This is a genomic window from Leclercia sp. GLN_9, assembly GCF_043105735.1.
GTDB lineage: Bacteria > Pseudomonadota > Gammaproteobacteria > Enterobacterales > Enterobacteriaceae > Enterobacter > Enterobacter adecarboxylatus.
In genome coordinates this window covers 766,715-783,152 of sequence record NZ_JBICLV010000017.1, presented here as the reverse complement: position 1 = coordinate 783,152, position 16,438 = coordinate 766,715, and the positions used below count along the sequence as shown (strand labels likewise).

The window sequence follows — 16,438 nt, the reverse complement described above, 5'->3', positions numbered from 1 at the left end:
GTTTTGTAGCTTAATAATATTAGGTTAAATAAAGTATATTCATATTTTCATTCAGAATGAGAACCCTTATGAGCGCATTTGATAAAGAAAAAGATGGTATTCGGCAGACAAGGCATAAACCAGCGGAGCTGGACGCCATTGACCGAAAAATATTAGGTGCCTTAGCGGAGGACGCAGGCCGTAGCTACACGGAGTTGAGCGAGATTGTGAGTTTATCGGCCCCCGCTGTTCACGATCGCGTAAAGCGACTGAAGCGTGATGGGGTTATCAAGGGTACTGTGGCGGTACTGGATGGCTGCAAACTGGGACGGACTCTTTTAACGTTCCTTGTTATCGATACCAGCAGCTATCATGCGACACGGGCCCTTTTGCAGTTCACTAACCGCAAGGAAGTGGAAGAATTACATACCGTCGCCGGTGACGGCTGCGTCTTTATCAAAGTGCGGGCCGCCGATACCGAATCACTGGAGAATTTCCTGATGGAGATTCAGAGCCTTGAGGGCGTACGCTCTGTGCGCAGCTATATCGCGCTTTCTACGTTCCTGGAACGTGGCCCATCACCTGATTCAGCTTGATAAGAGCAGGCTTGTCAAAGTTAACTCAGTTCTTTTACAAATAAAGGTCCGCTTCTGGCACAAAGCGGACGATACGTTATTACTGTCATCCTGAAACAAGGCGACCCATTACAGGCCCCTCCTTTTTCATGCATGACATATCTGGTCCATTACTAAACCCGAACTGTTTCACAGGTTTATGCAGGTATATCGCGTGCATCCATGTTCTCGATTCTGTTTTGCAGAAAATCAATAAATGCCCTCACTTTTTTTGGCACATGGCGTGTATGAGGGTAAAGCGCGTAAATGCCTTGTCGGGGAAAATGATGGTCTGGCAGTAAGCGAATCAAATTTCCTTTGGCTACCTCATCTTTTACCAGCCAGTCGGGCAAAATCGCAACGCCAGCGCCTTGCAGAGTAAAAGCCAGTAATGAGGAGGCGCTATCGGCCATTATCATTGCGGGGCTATCGGCACTGAAAATCACCTTTTCTTTCTCTGGTGTAGTTACCTGCCAGCTTAATGGCGTGGATAAACGGCTGTGAGCAATCCAGTTCGCCTTAGCAAGCTGTGCCAGTTCCACGACAACCTGCTCTCCCAACGTATTCAGATAGTCAGGGGAAGCGACCGGATAAATATCGAATCGATCAATAAGACGGGCGTGGTGGCTGGAGTCAGCAAGATGACCCAGCCGTATCGCGACATCAAAACGGCCGGAAATGAGATCGTCATTTTGCGATGATGAAACATGCTGTATACGTAACTGCGGATGGCGAGCGCGAAAGGCCGCCAGTGCCGGGACAACCACGCGCACGCCATATTCTGCTGTTGTGGTAATTCTGAGTGAACCGCTTAATCCAGAGTGATCGCTACGAATGTCGTCCAGAACACGTTCGGCTTCCTGAAGAAGGTGCAGACAGTGCTGGTAAAATCGTTCACCGGTATCCGTAGTTGAAACGTGCCTGGTGCTTCTCGACAATAATGAAACGCCCAACTCTTTCTCCAGCACTTTGATACTGGCGCTGACGACCGCTTTAGTCAGACCCAGCGTCTGGGCTGCGTCGGTGAAACTCCCCGCCTCAACCACCGCAACAAAGATTGCAGCGCGTTGCATATTAATCATTTTTTTGTGCTCGCCGAGATAACTACTGTCAAAATTTTTTTGACAGTGTAACAACAGAGAGGAAATTTATCCCGATTTCCGCAGCGCTTATACTGCGCGCCTGATGTACTTGTTTGAGAACAGAATGAATTATCGTGCACGCGTTACCACCCTCTATCTGCTGGGATTTTTTATTGATCTAGTTAATATGTTTATCGCCAACGTTGCATATCCCGATATTGCACGACGTTTTGATGCCACCGTCAGCGAGGTAGCCTGGATAAGTAATGGTTACATCTTAGGCCTGACACTGGTTATCCCCCTTAGCAGCTGGCTGGCAAGACGCGCTGGTGCTAAACGTCTTTTCCTGTTTTCCCTGCTTATTTTCATTGCTGGCACCTGTGGTGTTGGGGCGTCATCATCAATTTCACAACTGATTGCATGGCGCTGGATACAGGGTGTTGGTGGCGGATTACTCATCCCTGTCGGTCAGGCAATGACCTATGCACTCTATCAGAGTCATGAACGTGCAAAGCTCTCTTCAGTTGTGATGCTGATTGCCCTGCTGGCTCCGGCACTGTCGCCGTTAGCAGGAGGGGTTCTGGTCGACAACCTCAGTTGGCGCTGGGTATTTCTGGCAAGCCTGCCGTTAGCCGTTGTCGCCCTGATACTGGCCTGGCTCTGGCTCAAAAATGAGGCCCGGGAGGGATCGCGCGAGCGGTTAGATCTGGAGGGTTTGCTGAGTGGCTGCGCAGCGTTAACCCTGATACTCCTTGGGCTGACATATCTGGGTGAACCCAATCATCATTTTCATGGCGCCTTGATACTGACTGCCGGCTTGTTTTGTCTGGCGGGCTATGCGTGGCAGGCCCTGAAAAAAAGCAAACCCTTACTCAATTTGCACCTGATCAGAGATCCGCTTTTGCATACCGCCATGCTGATTTATCAGTTTGTACCAGGCGTATTTACCGGTGTGAATATGCTCTGCATGCTCTATCTGCAGAATCAGCTCGGCATGCGTGCCAGCGTTGTTGGCGCGATGATGCTGCCATGGTCACTGGCTTCGTTTGCAGCGATCGGCATGACAGGGAAAAAGTTCAACATATGGGGACCTCGCCCCCTGTTTATCACGGGTTGTCTGGTTAACGCTTTCGGTATGGCTCTACTGGTTCTGACGGGCCACACTCTGGATGTGACCGTTTGTGTCATAGCGTTCACGCTGATGGGTTTTGGCAGCAGCCTGTGCAGCAGCACAGCGCAAAGTTCCGCCTTCATCCAGATAGCAGATCGCGAGCTCGCTGATGCCAGCGCGTTGTGGAATATCAATCGCCAGCTCAGCTTCTGCCTGGGCGTTACCCTGCTTAACCTTCTGTTTAATCTTATCGCCAATACCGGCCTGCCCACAGAAGGGGCTTATCATCTTACCTTTGGATTAGCAGCATGCAGCGCCGTTATTCCCCTGCTGTGCTGTTATCGGCTCAACAATCATCGCGTACTTTATTTCGTTAATCAGGAGCAGCAATGAATCGTTATTTCAAAGAAGTGCTGGATACCCACGTATTGATCCAGGATTGGTTAGGCGATGCTAATGCGCATGCTGATATCTGTGACAAATTACTGTTACGCTTCAGCCTGACATTCTCGATGGTGACACCGGGTGGAGTCTTGCTCGATTTTGCCGCATTAAAAGCTTTTTTCTCTACTCAGCGGGGTGCCCGCCAGGGACTGAATATTGAAATCATTGATATGCAGGTTATCGCTGAAAATGAAAGGGGAGCTACAGTCACCTATAAAGAAATACAGCAATTACCAGGGGAGAAAGCAACGCGCCGTTTTTCAACTGCTGTGTTTGAAATGAGGGATGACAGTCATGCAATCTGGCGGCATCTTCACGAAACCTCTCTGCCTTAAAATCAGGCAGTAATGCAGAGCGCTGCTGGAAGTAACATGGCATCTTGTCAGCAAAGTCCGCCTTTGAGGAGGCGGACAATTAAAGGCCAGCATACGCTATGAGCCAAAAGTGAGTGTATCAATATGCCCTGGCCTGAAATGCTTCTCTTAGAAAAAGGTCTCTGTTTTGGCTCATTATTAAAGCTGATAAGCGAAAAATGTTTGAAAAGTTACTGAGGAGTGGCTTGCCTTTATTGATAGCGACAGCGACTTAACAAGGGAAACCAGAAATGGCGATTATCATACTTTTTGGTCGGGGCCTTCCTCGTATAAAGAGACATGGATTGACTGGAGTGACGGCAATATTTACACCAAATGGCCAGACACGCAGCTATATAGAAAGATGTTAGAAATCGCCGAGTGTCTTAAGGCCCGAGTGATGGACGTCGATGGTAATATGTACAGCCCCCCATCTGACCGGGAGTACGGCCCAGGTAGACTTCTTAATGTCCGCTTCTGGCACAAAGCAGACCCTGCATTAACATGCTTCAAGTTCCCTACAGCTTACCGGCAAGCGGAATCATCAACGCATAGCTTAACTGGCAGCGTGATGCTGTTCTGCCGAATCATCGAAAGCCAGGTCGCTCAGGCGATCACCATAAAGGGAATAATTCACCATGCTGTCATTTATCCTTCCTCCTAAAGACTGATAAAAATGGTTTGCTCGATGGTTTGATTTCTCGGCGTTCCAGCTGAGGTTATAACATCCCTGCTCAAGAGCGAGTTTCGCAATAAAGCGCATTATGGATTTCCCTGTACCCCTACTTCTCTCTCTTTGGGAGACATACAACTCTTTGATGTGAAGCTGACCACTGTATCGAGGAGAAGGATAGAGAATGCTACAGCAGGCCAGCCCAACAATATGAGCGCCACAGCGAGCCCTGACCACCAGGGTACTGGAAAGCTGGCTGAACAATTTATGTTGTAGGTAATCCTTCAACAGCGGTTCCTGAATGATTCCCTTACCATAATAGTGTTCTTCCATTTCGGTAAAAATTTCCACCATGGAATCCCATTCATCTTTAGGACAGAGTTCTATCGTTATTTCCATGTTTACTTCCTTTTGTTAACTCAACGCCCTGGCCGGGTCAGCTTGCCGCGTTGAGTCTACCAACCCACCAGCAGCGCTGTTTTGATTTATCTGATGCAGATTGGTCACGTTAATCAGGAGCTTATCTGCCATGAGTAAATATGAATATGCAGTTTAGATGTGTATGTAATAACCTGCAATTTATGCCAAAATGATTGATATTTAAAGATTAATGGAAACGTACTAATAATGGCTGCGGTTGAAGAGTTAAAAATAAAATATCCAGGCGCAGACGCCTGGCAAGTGGGTGACAGCCCGGCACTGGCTAGCGAGCTTGCGAACCTGATTAAAAAAGGGATCAAAACGGCCTCCTGCGGATCGCTCACCTCTTACCAGCAGGAAGAGTCTGCCCCGAAGATTGGGAGCTATAACATCATCCTTGATGGCCAGGGTCTCCCGGTCTGCGTAATCAGACTGGTTTCAATGCGTCTGGTGCGTTTTTGTGATGTTACGGAGGCGTTTGCCCGTAAAGAAGGTGAAGGCGATTTAAGCCTTGAATACTGGCAGAGAGAACATCAGCGGTTTTTCACCCGCGAAGGGCATTTTTCTGAAGATATGGAACTGATCGCAGAAGAATTTGAAGTGGTTGAGGTCGTCTAAGAGGAGATAACAGTCCGGGGTTTGATCTTCTGTCATTTATCACCCTATCCACTCTGTGCCAGACGCAGACCTGCGTCATCATGCGGGTTAGCTGGCTATCAACCGTTATGCCCAAAATCAGGATTGCCAATATTGGGCCCGGGATACCTTTCATATCACCAGGGGGCTGATTCAGACAGCCCCCTCCTCAGGACGTTACGTTATGCTGACTTTTGCCTGCCGTTCTTTCACGATACCTATAAATGCAAGACCCACAGGCACAAGTGAACCCCACAAGACGGCGTTCCAGCCATAGAAATTGAGCAGCGCACCTGAAGAAAATGACCCGACGATCATCACCCCAAACACCACAAAGTCGTTCAGGGACTGGACCTGGGTTTTCTCTTCAGGACGGTGATATTCAATGATTTTCGCCGATGCGCCAGTGAAGCCAAAATTCCAGCCAAGGCCCAGTAAAATCAACGACAGCCAGTAATGGAAAATATCGGTTCCGCCGAGACCAGCCAGGACAGAGCATGCTGTGATAAGCAGACCCGTCGCGGCGATACGCATGGCACCAAAACGGCTGATTAACTTGCCGGTGAAAAATCCCGGGCCGTACATGGCAATAACGTGCCACTGAATCCCCAGATTGGACGCCTGCTGAGAAATGCCGTGCATGTGCATCGACAGCGGTGCAGCCGTCATCAGGAAGTTCATCACCATATAGGTGACCGCGCCGCTAAATACGGTTCTGGCAAAGCCCGGCTGACGCACTATTTCGCGCAAAGGCCGCCCACCCGCTCTGGCTGCACTGGCAGGTTCGGCTGTTTTTACGCCGTTGAGGATAAACGCCGAGATGACGGCCACGAACGCCTGGGCAAGAAAGGTGACGGCAAAGGTGTGAGGTGGCCAGAGATGCATTGTTGCGGAAACCAGCATGGGCCCCACCACACCGGCGATCACCCCTCCTCCCATCACCAGCGACAACGCCCGTGCCCGTCGTTCCGGTGTCACACCATCGGTGGCGGCGAAACGAAAGCTGAGCGCCACGGCTGCATATGCCCCCCCGATAAAGGCGGCAACGCAGAAGAGGATGAATGAGCCAATCAGGACGGCCAGGGCAGCGATCAGCCCGGTAATCACCCCCGCCCCGGTGCCGACCATAAAGGCAGCCTTACGGCCATTTTTTCGCGCCAGTGAACCTAACGGCAGGATGCAGGCCGCCATGCCCAGAACAAACATGGTGATGGGCAGCGTAGCCAGAGAACTACTGGGCGCGATAGCGTTACCCACAATGGCCCCCGTGGCATAAAAAACCACCGAGTTAGCACCGGCGAGAGCCTGGGCGGTCGAGAGGCGAATGATATTATTGTTCTGGTCTGCAACAGGCAGGAACGGTTCTGTGGACATGGGATTAATTATCCTGATTCATTGTGAGCACCATCCGGTAACGCGCCTGACCCATCTTCAGCCTGTTGAGCGCCTCATTGGCCTGCTCAAGCGGCAGTTGTTCTGTGACGGGCAACGTCTGAAAGAGGTGGCTGAAACGCAGCGCACGTTCGGTTTGAGCGGGTGTGCTGACGAAGGAACCTGACAGCGCGCGTTCCGCGCCAATCATCATGCCCGGCATAATCTGCAGGGGCGTTCGTCCGGTCCCCAACAGGATCGCTTTCCCCTGGGGGGCCAGAGCAGGCAGCAGGCCTGAGACCGTTTCTGAATCCGAAGCCGTGGCCAGAATAAAATTCACCCCGCCGTCAGCTTTCAGGCGCGCTGATGCGTCTTCACTGAGCGCATCGATGTAGTGATGCGCGCCCAGCTGAAAGGCCGCACGTTCTTTTTCATGGCCACGCGCCACCGCCGTTACCTCAAAACCCATTTTACGGGCGTACTGAACGGCCATGTGGCCCAGTCCCCCCATCCCGAGAACAGCGACTCTGTCGCCTGCCCTGGCGCCGGAATGACGCAGCGCGTTAAAGGTAGCCGTACCGGCGCAGAGGATCGGAGCGGCATGCACGGTAGAGAGTTCTGCGGGAATAGCGATCAGCGCGGTATAACGCATGACAACGTACTCGGCATAGCCGCCATCGCAGCTGAGACCTGGCGTCAGCTGGTTTTCGCAAAGATGAAAAAGCCCGCTGCGACAGGGGTTGCAGTGCTGACAGTAACCGCCCAGACGCCCGACCCCGACTCGCTGGCCGGTTTGCCAGATATCGGGCACCCTGTCGCCTTTGCGCGCAATGTATCCAACGATTTCATGTCCCGGGATACGCCCGGGCTGGCCCTCCTGCGGCGCTTTTTCCGCGTCCCGGAGATCGGCACCGCATACTCCGCATGCTTCAATTTTGATAAGCACCTCATCCGGGCCGGGAGCGGGTATCGGTCGCTCTGTCATTTCCAGCACACCGGGGGCAACGATCTGCATAGCGCGATATTTTTTATTCATAAATTGCACCGGTAAAAAGGGGGATTATCAGATGGCAAGGGCGACAAGGAAACGCGACACCATGTTATAGGCCGCAACGGTCGCGACAGCTTCCACGGTCTCTTTTTCACCAAGCCGGCGTTTCAGTTCGTCGATGATGTCTGCATCCACGACCACTCCGTGCGTTGACTGGTCGGTAAGCCGGATGAGCAGGGTTTCGGTTTCATTAAACAGGGATGACACTGAGACAGGCTCAAGCGCAGCCGCTTTTTCAGCCGTTCCACCTGCATCCAGATAAGCAGGGTAATGCACGTTCCATTCAAATTCTGCTTTGTTGAGTGAGGCAACACGCAACATGATCAGTTCCCGGTATTCAAGGCTGAGGGAAAATTGCTGACGAACCCGGACCATCAGTTCGTTCCAGCCTGTGGCCAGCGGAAAGCTTTTAAGCAATATGCGGTCAATGCCAATCAGTTCCCCACCGGGACGTCGGGCTTTCATCGCGTTAAGCAGATCCGCATCGAAAGGCTCACCATCCTGCCAGGGGGTTACTCGTGGTGTGGTCATGGTGTTTTCTCCAGGTTAAACAGGGTATCCGGACCGCATCAGATAAGAATTAAATCACCCTCTATCGTCATGTTCTGAGCCAGTAACCACCGGTTAAGGGAGGCGTTAATGACCCGCTGATGGACGCATTCGAACTGATGGGCCGTCCCTTCCCCGCTGACGTGAATGACATACTGCAGCCTGCCAGCAGAGGTATCTGTGTTTTTTTCACAGTGCCGGGATATTCCCGTCGGAAGCTCACCGCGAGTCTCAATATCAAGATGGGTCAATGTGATGCCCGCACCAATGGCTTCCTGAACAAAGGCGGCCGTCATGCAGGCGTTAAAAGCTGCCAGCAGCAGATCCTGAGGACCGGGTGCCCGCCCTTCGCCACCCAGCGCGACAGGCTCATCTGAATCGATAACGTGGCTTTGGCGCTTGTCACCCGTCATAGACTGGCAACGCGTGCGGCTGGCCATACCCCCCTGCCATGTGGTGACAAGGTCATAGTTTGCGGTCTGGATTTGCATAAATACTCCAGTGCCGCACGCGGTCGCCCGCGTGCGGCAGAGTCATCAGGCGTTACGGCCAGCCATCACGCCGCCATCAATATCCCAGATGGCACCGGTGACCCAGCCAGTCTTGTCAGAAAGCAGGAAGGCAACGGTCTCCGCGATATCGACAGGGGTACCCACGCGGCCAATCGGGTGGAAGCTGTCGAAGCTGTTCATCACGTCCTTCACGTCGTCTTTCGGAATGAAGCCTTCGTAAATCGGCGTGTGAACAACGGCCGGAGAAACGGCATTCACGCGGATCCCTTTTTCGCCCAGCTCAATCGCCAGGTTTTTGGTCAGTGCATGCAGACCGGCTTTCGCCATGGAGTAGGCAGAAGACGGTGTGGCACCAATGGCCTGCTGCGCCCACATGGAGCCGATATTGACGATAGAGCCTTTGATGCCGCCTTCAACCATGTTGCGCACCACGTCGCGGGTAATGAAGAAGGTCGCGCGGTTGATGTTCATGTACATGTCGTAATCAGACATCTCGTGTTCGGTGAACGGTTTCGGGAAGAACACGCCAGCCGCATTGACCAGCAGGCTGATATCTTTATGTTCAGCGTTGATGGTGTCCACCACGTGCTGCATCCCTTCTTCTGTCATCAGGTCGGCAACGATGATAGAAACCTGACCGTCTGCAGCCAGCGCCTGGCGAGCCTGCTCGGCTTTGTCCTGGCGATTGCCAACAAGCACAACGCTGCCACCGTTTTTCAGAACCAGCTTCGCCGTTTCGAAGCCCATACCGCTTGTACCACCGACCACTAACAGTTTTTTACCGGCAAAAGATGCGTTCATCGCTAACCTCTTTAAAATCATCTGGTTGTCATTGATGAAAAGCCCTGCTCCTCATCGTGTGAAACCAGAATGCCATCCGGAAGCCAGGCTGACGACTGAGAAGAAATTGCGACACAGGAAAGAAAATCTTTCTCGCTCAGGTATACTGAAAAAAACTCAATCAGGATACCTGCAATGCGATCGCTTAACCGACTGAAATGGCTGCATGCCTTTGAAGCCACTGCCCGGCACGGCAGCTTTACTGGCGCGGCCCAGGAGCTGGGCGTCACGCCAGCCGCCGTGGGCCAGCTTGTCCGCTCACTGGAGGACTGGGTGGGCCATCCCCTGCTCCACCGTACACGTTCAGGGAAGGAGCGCCTGACCCTGGTGGATGAGGCGCAGGAGGCTCTGCAGGACATCACTCAGGGGCTGGATAAACTGGAAACCGGGTTAAATAAACTGCGCGGCCGACGGGCGCGATCCGTCGTGGTCGTCACCGCCTCACAGGTTCTGGTCATGAACTGGCTGATGGAACGCCTGAACCGCTTCTCAGAAACCCATGAAACAATCGACCTGCGTCTTAACGTGACGGAGAAGCTGATGGACGTGTCGCACGGCGAGGCGGATATCGGTATCCGCTGCGGCCAGGGAGACTGGCCCGGTGTGTACAAAAGCTGGCTGATGGATGAGGAGGCGGTACTGGTCTGCAGCCCGCAGCTGGTACCGGCAGAGAAAATCACCTGCGCTGAGTGGCTTGCCACCCAAAAATTGATCCACGATGACACACCGCATCCTGGCGCGAATTTTCCGTCCTGGGACGATGTCCTGAGCGCGGTTGGTGCGCCTGAAGCGCAGGAAAGTGGCCTGCATATTAACTCCACCTCCGCCGTCATTCTTTCAGCCCTCAGTGGTCGGGGGGTGGCCATTGTCCGTTACGCACTGGTCAAACAGTTGATTGAAACCGGTCAGTTGGTCCAGCTGCATTCCGATCATCGCTGGCCGCTGACCTGGTCTTACTACCTTGTGACCCCACGGCAGAACGCTCTGCGTCATGAAGTTAAAGTGTTTCACGACTGGCTTGTGCAGGACGTTAATTCTGAAAAGGCGTGATACCGCGCCGCAGGCATTATGCCTCATCTTTTCTTCTTCGCAGGCATGATGCTTCCCTGACCGCAAAACCCGGCGACATAGAATTTCTTCTCTGCTTCGCAAGATTATCTGATTTGTTGACGCTCGTGAGCTTTCTGATAATCCCCCTCAACGAACGGCAGTGGCCCCGACGGCATTGCCTTAACCTGAGCGAAGGAGAAAAAGATGGCTTATCTGCAAATCACCCTTGATATCAGCAATGAAAACCGTGCGGCAGCAGCGGGAATCTACCAGAAGTACAAAACCCCGTTTCTGACCACTATCGACGGTGCCACTTCGAAAGAACTGCTTATCCGCGATCAAGACGTGCAGGTACTGCACGGCTTCAAAACCGTCGCCCAGGCGCAGGCCTATCTTAACAGCCCGCTTTTTACCCAGGATGTGGTTGCAGGGCTGAAACCTTATCTGAATAGCGCCCCAGACGTGCGCATTTACGACGTCATGTAATTAATTTTTTCTAAAATAAATAAACACCGGAGTTCTCAATGTTTTTAAACTGGAATGAATATCGCAGCGGCCTGCTCGCCACCATCGGCAAATTTGCCAAACTGCAGCCTGAATTTATGAAAGGCTTTCAGCAGATGGATAAAGGCGCGTCTGAAAATAAGCACCTCGATCCTAAAACGCATGAGCTGATCGCGCTGGCCGTGGCCGTCACCACCCGCTGCGACGGTTGTCTGGCTGTGCATGTGGACGCTGCGGTTAAGCACGGCGCCACGCGGGAAGAGATCGCCGAGGCGCTTGCCGTTGCCATTAACCTGAACACCGGTGCCGCGCTGACGTATACCGCGCGTGCTCTGGATGTTTACGATAACCTGCCGAATAAATAACCCTGACAACGGTACCTGCAAAGGTACCGTTTAACGACTGACTATGATGTTACTGAATGCTGATTTTTCGCAGCGAGCCATCATCACGCCGGATGACTATCGCTGGGTATCTTCCCCGCAGCCGGGGGTGGAACGCGTCATGCTCGACCGGATAGGTCGGGAGCAGGCCCGTGCAACCAGCCTTGTGCGCTATGCGCCGGCATCGGTGTTTCCTGAGCACAGCCACCCCGGTGGCGAAGAAATTTTGGTCCTGAGCGGGACGTTTACTGAAAACGGGGTGGATTACCCTGCTGGCTGGTATTTGCGCAGCCCGGACGGCTCGTCCCATCAACCTTCCAGCCGCGACGGCACGACGATTTTCGTCAAGCTGCGCCAGATGGCTGACGACGAACGCCAGCCCGTCAGAATCAATACAAAAGACGACAAAAACTGGCACGGCCACCCGCAACGAAAAATTTGCCCGCTGTTCTCGGACTCACGGGAAACAGTGGTGCTGCAGAAGCTGGCACCGCGCGAGCGCATCTTCTGTGCACCGCTTGCTGGCGGTGCCGAACTGCTGCTGATTGAAGGAGAGCTCAGCGCACCGGAAGGTCGCTACGAGACAGGAAGCTGGCTACGGTTTCCTCCGGGCGACATGCCCGCCCTGACAGCCACCGCCAGTGGCGCACTTTTTTATCTGAAAACCGGGCACCTCAGCCCGACCACCCTCACCGGAGCAGCATGATGACAGGCAGCGTTATTATCATTGGGGCAGGCCTCAGCGGACTGTATGCCGCCACGCTGCTTGAAAAAGCAGGCGTGGAGTATGTGATTCTGGAAGCGCGGGACAGGACGGGCGGCCGCGTGCTGTCCCCCGACGTTGCAGGGCTGCATGTGGATATGGGTGCAGCCTGGTTCTGGCCGCAGCTCCAGCCTGAATTTGCGCAGTTAATCGGGCAACTGGGACTGACCGTCATCCCACAGGGGCGACCGGGCGATATGTTATATGAGCGTCATCCCGATACCCCTGCGCAACGTTATCCGGCATATGAAACCTCACCGCCATCATTCAGGCTGAAAGGAGGAATGCAGGCCCTGACGACAGCACTCAGGCATCGGGTTCCGGCGAACAGAATTAAGCTGGATCAGCAGGTGAAATCCATTATTCGCACCGGAGAGGGCATGCAGGTCCTGGCGCAGACAGCGGCGGGTGAAGAAACCCTGTATACCGGCGAGCATATTTTTCTCGCCCTGCCGCCTGCACTGGCTGCAAATATTGCGTTTAGCCCGGCGCTGCCTGAGGCGCTGCTTTCACACTGGCGAATAATTCCGACATGGATGGCCCCCCATGCGAAGTATGTCGCGGTTTACAACACCGATTTTTTGCAAGCACAGCGGCTTTCCGGCGATGCCAGCAGTCAGACAGGCCCGATGGTCGAAATTCACGATGTCTCCGAGCCTGACTCAGGAAAAACGGTACTCTTTGGCTTTATCGGCGTACCGGCTAAATCGAGATGGACGGTCAGCGAAGACCTGCTGAAGCAGTTTTGTCGGGAACAGCTTGCGCGCCTGTTTGGTCCTGATGCAGCCGAACCTGAAGCGGAGTTTCTGAAAGACTGGGCAGCCGACCCGTTTACGGCCACAGAATATGATCTGCTTCAGGAAGTGGGACACGCGCTGCCTGAGCAAATCCCTGCTCACGACGCGTGGGCAGAAAAAATAACCGGGATTGCCAGTGAATGGTCACCCCAGTTTTCAGGCTATCTCGCTGGCGCAGTTAACTCTGCATCCGACGGCATTAAGAACTGGCTACAACAGCGATAACCCGTCCTGGTCTGTGCGAACCAGAGGTTAATGCCCGGAAAGCATGATGTCTGGTTCGACAATCCCTCACCTCTATGGCAACCATGGGTTCCAGCAAGCGCGCCGTTGATGTCAGGTTGAATAAATTAAACGCGATATACCGGGACTAATTGACACACTGGGGTTATAGAAATGTTTTAAGTATGGTTTTTTAATAATGTATAAGCATGGGCATTGAATAACGCTATAAAATCATCGAATAAGTCGAACCTTCAGTAAACTGATTGCTTATGGTAATTAATTAGTAAGGTATTTATTTCTTAATTAACAAGCGTGCAGGCAGGGAAAGTCAGGCGTTATTTGTTCATTAATTTAACAAATGCCTTTCCTTATTAACCGCCTGTTAAAGCAACATCTATAAATAACGATAATTGCACACAGGCATACTGACAAGGTTCACGGTATGCGAAAGCAAATCCTTCCCACCCGCGACGTGATAACTCTGGGCTTCATGACTCTGGCACTGTTCCTCGGTGCAGGTAACATCATCTATCCACCCATCGTTGGCAAGATGACTGGCGAATATTATTTAATTTCTTCGATCGGGTTCAATATTTCGGGCGTTGTTTTGCCAATGCTGGCCGTTATTGTGCTCGCCGAAAAGAAAGGTGATCCGCTGGCCGTTTGCGCGCCAATGGGTAAATTCTGGGGCGCGGTGCTGGCATCCAGTTTTTATTTATTCCTCGGCGTGTTCTTCGCCAGCCCCCGCACCGCGACGGTCTCCTATGAAATGGGCGTGGTGAACTTCCTGGACGATACTCCGCTGCACCTGAGCATCTACAGCGGCATCTTCTTTGCGGTCGTGTGGATTCTCGGCCTCTACCCGGGCCGCCTGCTGAAAACCATCGGCTATGTGCTGGCCCCGCTGAAGCTCCTGTGTCTGCTGTGCCTGGCGTTTTACGCCACCCGTTCACAGGTCGCGCCGCTGGTGGCTGCCACCGCTGGCGAGTCCCTGAAAACCTTCTCTGACGACTTTATGAATGGCTACCTGACCATGGATACGCTCTCCGCGCTGACCTTCGGCATGATCGTCATCAACAGCATGAAAGGTAAAGGCGTGACTGACCGCGAGCAGATCAAGCACTACGCCAAAACCTCCGTGCTCTTTGCCGGTATCGGGCTGGTGGCCATCTACCTGTGCCTGATGAAGATCGGCGCGGGCTTCGGTCAGACCGGTGATTTCCAGAACGGGGCGCAGATCCTGCGGGCGTTCATTGTTGAAAACATGGGTATGGCCGGGACCCTCTTCATGGCCGTGCTGATTTATCTGGCCTGTACCGTCACGGCGGTCGGCCTGACCTCGGCCACGGCGACCCTGTTCAGCCAGATGTCCGGCATCAGTTACAGGATCCTGCTGCCTTTAGTGGTTGCTGCGTCGTTCCTGATTGCCAACATTGGCCTGACCCGCCTGATCGGGGTTTCCGTTCCAGCCCTGTCTGTTATCTGCCCGGCTTGCACCACGCTGATTCTGCTGTCTATCCTGCGCTGGCCGACGCATGCGATCGCCCTGCCGGTATGGGTGAGTATTGTATTCAGCACCTACACCGCGGTACTGAAACCCCTCGGCTTCTCTGTCACTCTCATGGATAAACTCCCGCTCACCAGCGTCTCGCTGGGCTGGGTGCTGCCGACCGCGCTGGCGGCGCTACTACTACTGCTAAAAGACAAAACCTCAAACAAAGTCGTCGTAGCCTCCCATTAACAACACGCGGTAAACCACTATGAATACAGCTTCAATCACCACTGGCAACATCACAACGCGCCACAGCTGGCGCTGGCAGGACAATATCTGGGCGCTGGGCCTGTATGGCACGGCGGTCGGGGCGGGAATGCTGTTACTCCCCGTTGAAATCGGCACCCGTGGCCCGGTCATCTTTCTGATCATGCTGCTGCTGGGCCTGCCATTGTCCCTGCTGCCGCATCTGCTCCTGTGCCGGGTATACATGCGGGAGGAAGAGACAGCAACGGGTACGCTGCCGATCTTCGGCTCTTTCTTCAGCGGACGCGGCGAAAAGCTGATGACCCTGTTCTACTGCGTTACCTTTTTCCCGGTAACCCTGGTGTACGGGGTCGCGCTGGTTAACGCGATGGATAATTTCCTGACAGAACACCTGCACTTCACCGGCATCAGCCGTGGCCCCCTGTCGTTTATTGTGGTGGCCGCACTCTATGTAGTGCTGAGTAAGGGACGCGATAAGGTAGTGGCCACCATGAGTGCGCTGGCGCTGCCGTTCGCTGCGTCTGTGCTGCTGATCGGCGTTTCACTCATTCCGGACTGGCATCTGTCGAATTTTACCAGTGCGATTACTGAGGTGAAGAGCACCCCGCTTTCTACAACAATGAAGGGCATCTGGCTGACGCTGCCGCTGATCACCTTCTCGTTCTGCTGTGCGCCAATGGTATCTCCCCTTACCTCTTACTACCGGGAGAAGAGAGCCGAGGGCGAAAGCAAGGCCTTGTTCGTGATCCGCGTGGCCTATGTGGCTATCTTCACCAGCATCATCTTTTTTGTGCTGAGTTGCGTGCTGAGTATCCCCCACGACAGCTTTGTGCAGGCGAAGGCGCAGAACCTGAACGTGCTGTCTGTCATGAAGGGAAACGGCGATTTCAGCCTGATTTATTACCTGGCCCCGTTCATCGCCATCATCGGCATGACCAAATCCTTCCTGGGGGTCGGTCTTTCGGTTGCGGAGACGTTCGGTCAGTTGGCGGCCAGCGTATCGGGTAAAAAGGCCGCCACCAGCAAGCGCGTGGCCTCGCTGGTGCTGTTCCTGCTGACCTTTGGCATCGTTTACGCAAACCCGGACGTGATTAACCTGATTGAAACCTTTTGCGGACCACTGATCGCGGTGATCCTGTTCCTGATCCCCGCGTACCTGATTTATACCCGCGCTGCGCTGGCGCAACTGCGTGGCGTGACGGTATTTCTGGTGGTGCTGGGAGGGCTGGCAACTCTGTCCGCGCTGCTGTGGCCGTTAATTTAAGACACACAATGACGCACCGTACGTGGCAGGCGTAGCGGGCTGTGCGGAATTGACTATT

Annotated in this window: 18 protein-coding genes; 11 read left to right on the top strand and 7 right to left on the bottom strand. The window is 53.4% G+C overall.

Features of this window, described 5'->3' with window-relative positions:
• Positions 1-68 precede the first annotated feature (68 nt).
• Positions 69-575, top strand: coding sequence for an Lrp/AsnC family transcriptional regulator (locus ACF8PE_RS14550; protein ID WP_392495014.1), 507 nt, complete (start codon positions 69-71; stop codon positions 573-575).
• A gap of 176 nt (positions 576-751) precedes the next feature.
• Here ACF8PE_RS14550 and ACF8PE_RS14545 read toward each other — a convergent pair whose 3' ends face one another.
• Complete coding sequence (locus ACF8PE_RS14545; RefSeq protein ID WP_059307830.1) at positions 752-1,675, bottom strand: LysR family transcriptional regulator; 924 nt, start codon at positions 1,673-1,675, stop codon at positions 752-754.
• 124 nt (positions 1,676-1,799) lie between these two features.
• Between ACF8PE_RS14545 and ACF8PE_RS14540 the strand changes: the two genes are divergently transcribed.
• Positions 1,800-3,179, top strand: a complete 1,380-nt coding sequence (locus ACF8PE_RS14540) for an MFS transporter (protein WP_336653992.1) — start codon at positions 1,800-1,802, stop codon at positions 3,177-3,179.
• Positions 3,176-3,565 carry a hypothetical protein gene (locus tag ACF8PE_RS14535; RefSeq protein ID WP_059307828.1) on the top strand — a complete coding sequence of 130 codons (390 nt, stop codon included), beginning with the start codon at positions 3,176-3,178 and terminating at the stop codon, positions 3,563-3,565. The genes ACF8PE_RS14540 and ACF8PE_RS14535 overlap by 4 nt, the downstream gene beginning before the upstream one ends.
• Before the next feature lie 574 nt (positions 3,566-4,139).
• Here the strand turns inward: ACF8PE_RS14535 and ACF8PE_RS14530 are convergent.
• Complete coding sequence (locus tag ACF8PE_RS14530; protein ID WP_082697330.1) at positions 4,140-4,655, bottom strand: GNAT family N-acetyltransferase; 516 nt, start codon at positions 4,653-4,655, stop codon at positions 4,140-4,142.
• A gap of 228 nt (positions 4,656-4,883) precedes the next feature.
• Here ACF8PE_RS14530 and ACF8PE_RS14525 point away from each other — a divergent pair, with 228 nt between their 5' ends.
• The gene (locus ACF8PE_RS14525; protein WP_059307827.1) at positions 4,884-5,294 is read left to right on the top strand and encodes an ASCH domain-containing protein; all 411 of its coding nucleotides are present in this window, start codon (positions 4,884-4,886) and stop codon (positions 5,292-5,294) included.
• 195 nt (positions 5,295-5,489) lie between these two features.
• On the opposite strand, the gene ACF8PE_RS14520 is transcribed toward ACF8PE_RS14525, so the two are convergent.
• From ACF8PE_RS14520 to ACF8PE_RS14500, 5 genes are read right to left on the bottom strand one after another with little or no spacing between them, the layout of a single operon-like run.
• Positions 5,490-6,686, bottom strand: coding sequence for an MFS transporter (locus ACF8PE_RS14520; RefSeq protein WP_103792279.1), 1,197 nt, complete (start codon positions 6,684-6,686; stop codon positions 5,490-5,492).
• Between the two features lie 4 nt (positions 6,687-6,690).
• Positions 6,691-7,719, bottom strand: a complete 1,029-nt coding sequence (locus tag ACF8PE_RS14515; protein ID WP_103792278.1) for an alcohol dehydrogenase catalytic domain-containing protein — start codon at positions 7,717-7,719, stop codon at positions 6,691-6,693.
• Positions 7,720-7,746: 27 nt separating this feature from the next.
• Positions 7,747-8,265, bottom strand: coding sequence for a carboxymuconolactone decarboxylase family protein (locus ACF8PE_RS14510; RefSeq protein ID WP_103792277.1), 519 nt, complete (start codon positions 8,263-8,265; stop codon positions 7,747-7,749).
• Between the two features lie 38 nt (positions 8,266-8,303).
• Complete coding sequence (locus tag ACF8PE_RS14505; RefSeq protein WP_103792276.1) at positions 8,304-8,774, bottom strand: OsmC family protein; 471 nt, start codon at positions 8,772-8,774, stop codon at positions 8,304-8,306.
• 45 nt (positions 8,775-8,819) lie between these two features.
• Positions 8,820-9,596, bottom strand: coding sequence for an SDR family NAD(P)-dependent oxidoreductase (locus ACF8PE_RS14500; protein WP_103792275.1), 777 nt, complete (start codon positions 9,594-9,596; stop codon positions 8,820-8,822).
• Between the two features lie 174 nt (positions 9,597-9,770).
• Here ACF8PE_RS14500 and ACF8PE_RS14495 point away from each other — a divergent pair, with 174 nt between their 5' ends.
• The 7 genes from ACF8PE_RS14495 (at position 9,771) to ACF8PE_RS14465 (ending at position 16,380) form a co-directional block, all read left to right on the top strand.
• Positions 9,771-10,685 carry a LysR substrate-binding domain-containing protein gene (locus tag ACF8PE_RS14495; protein WP_103792274.1) on the top strand — a complete coding sequence of 305 codons (915 nt, stop codon included), beginning with the start codon at positions 9,771-9,773 and terminating at the stop codon, positions 10,683-10,685.
• 204 nt (positions 10,686-10,889) lie between these two features.
• Complete coding sequence (locus tag ACF8PE_RS14490; RefSeq protein WP_059307820.1) at positions 10,890-11,171, top strand: hypothetical protein; 282 nt, start codon at positions 10,890-10,892, stop codon at positions 11,169-11,171.
• Positions 11,172-11,209: 38 nt separating this feature from the next.
• Positions 11,210-11,554 carry a carboxymuconolactone decarboxylase family protein gene (locus ACF8PE_RS14485; protein WP_007712977.1) on the top strand — a complete coding sequence of 115 codons (345 nt, stop codon included), beginning with the start codon at positions 11,210-11,212 and terminating at the stop codon, positions 11,552-11,554.
• Positions 11,555-11,597: 43 nt separating this feature from the next.
• Entirely contained in the window at positions 11,598-12,278 is a 681-nt protein-coding gene (locus ACF8PE_RS14480; protein WP_103792273.1) for a cupin domain-containing protein, read from the top strand.
• Positions 12,278-13,357: an FAD-dependent oxidoreductase gene (locus ACF8PE_RS14475; RefSeq protein ID WP_032610965.1), complete on the top strand. Its 1,080-nt coding sequence runs from the start codon at positions 12,278-12,280 to the stop codon at positions 13,355-13,357. The genes ACF8PE_RS14480 and ACF8PE_RS14475 overlap by 1 nt, the downstream gene beginning before the upstream one ends.
• A gap of 442 nt (positions 13,358-13,799) precedes the next feature.
• Positions 13,800-15,098: a branched-chain amino acid transport system II carrier protein gene (brnQ, locus tag ACF8PE_RS14470; RefSeq protein WP_392495013.1), complete on the top strand. Its 1,299-nt coding sequence runs from the start codon at positions 13,800-13,802 to the stop codon at positions 15,096-15,098.
• A gap of 19 nt (positions 15,099-15,117) precedes the next feature.
• Complete coding sequence (locus ACF8PE_RS14465; RefSeq protein WP_392495012.1) at positions 15,118-16,380, top strand: amino acid permease; 1,263 nt, start codon at positions 15,118-15,120, stop codon at positions 16,378-16,380.
• The last annotated feature ends 58 nt before the right edge of the window (positions 16,381-16,438 follow it).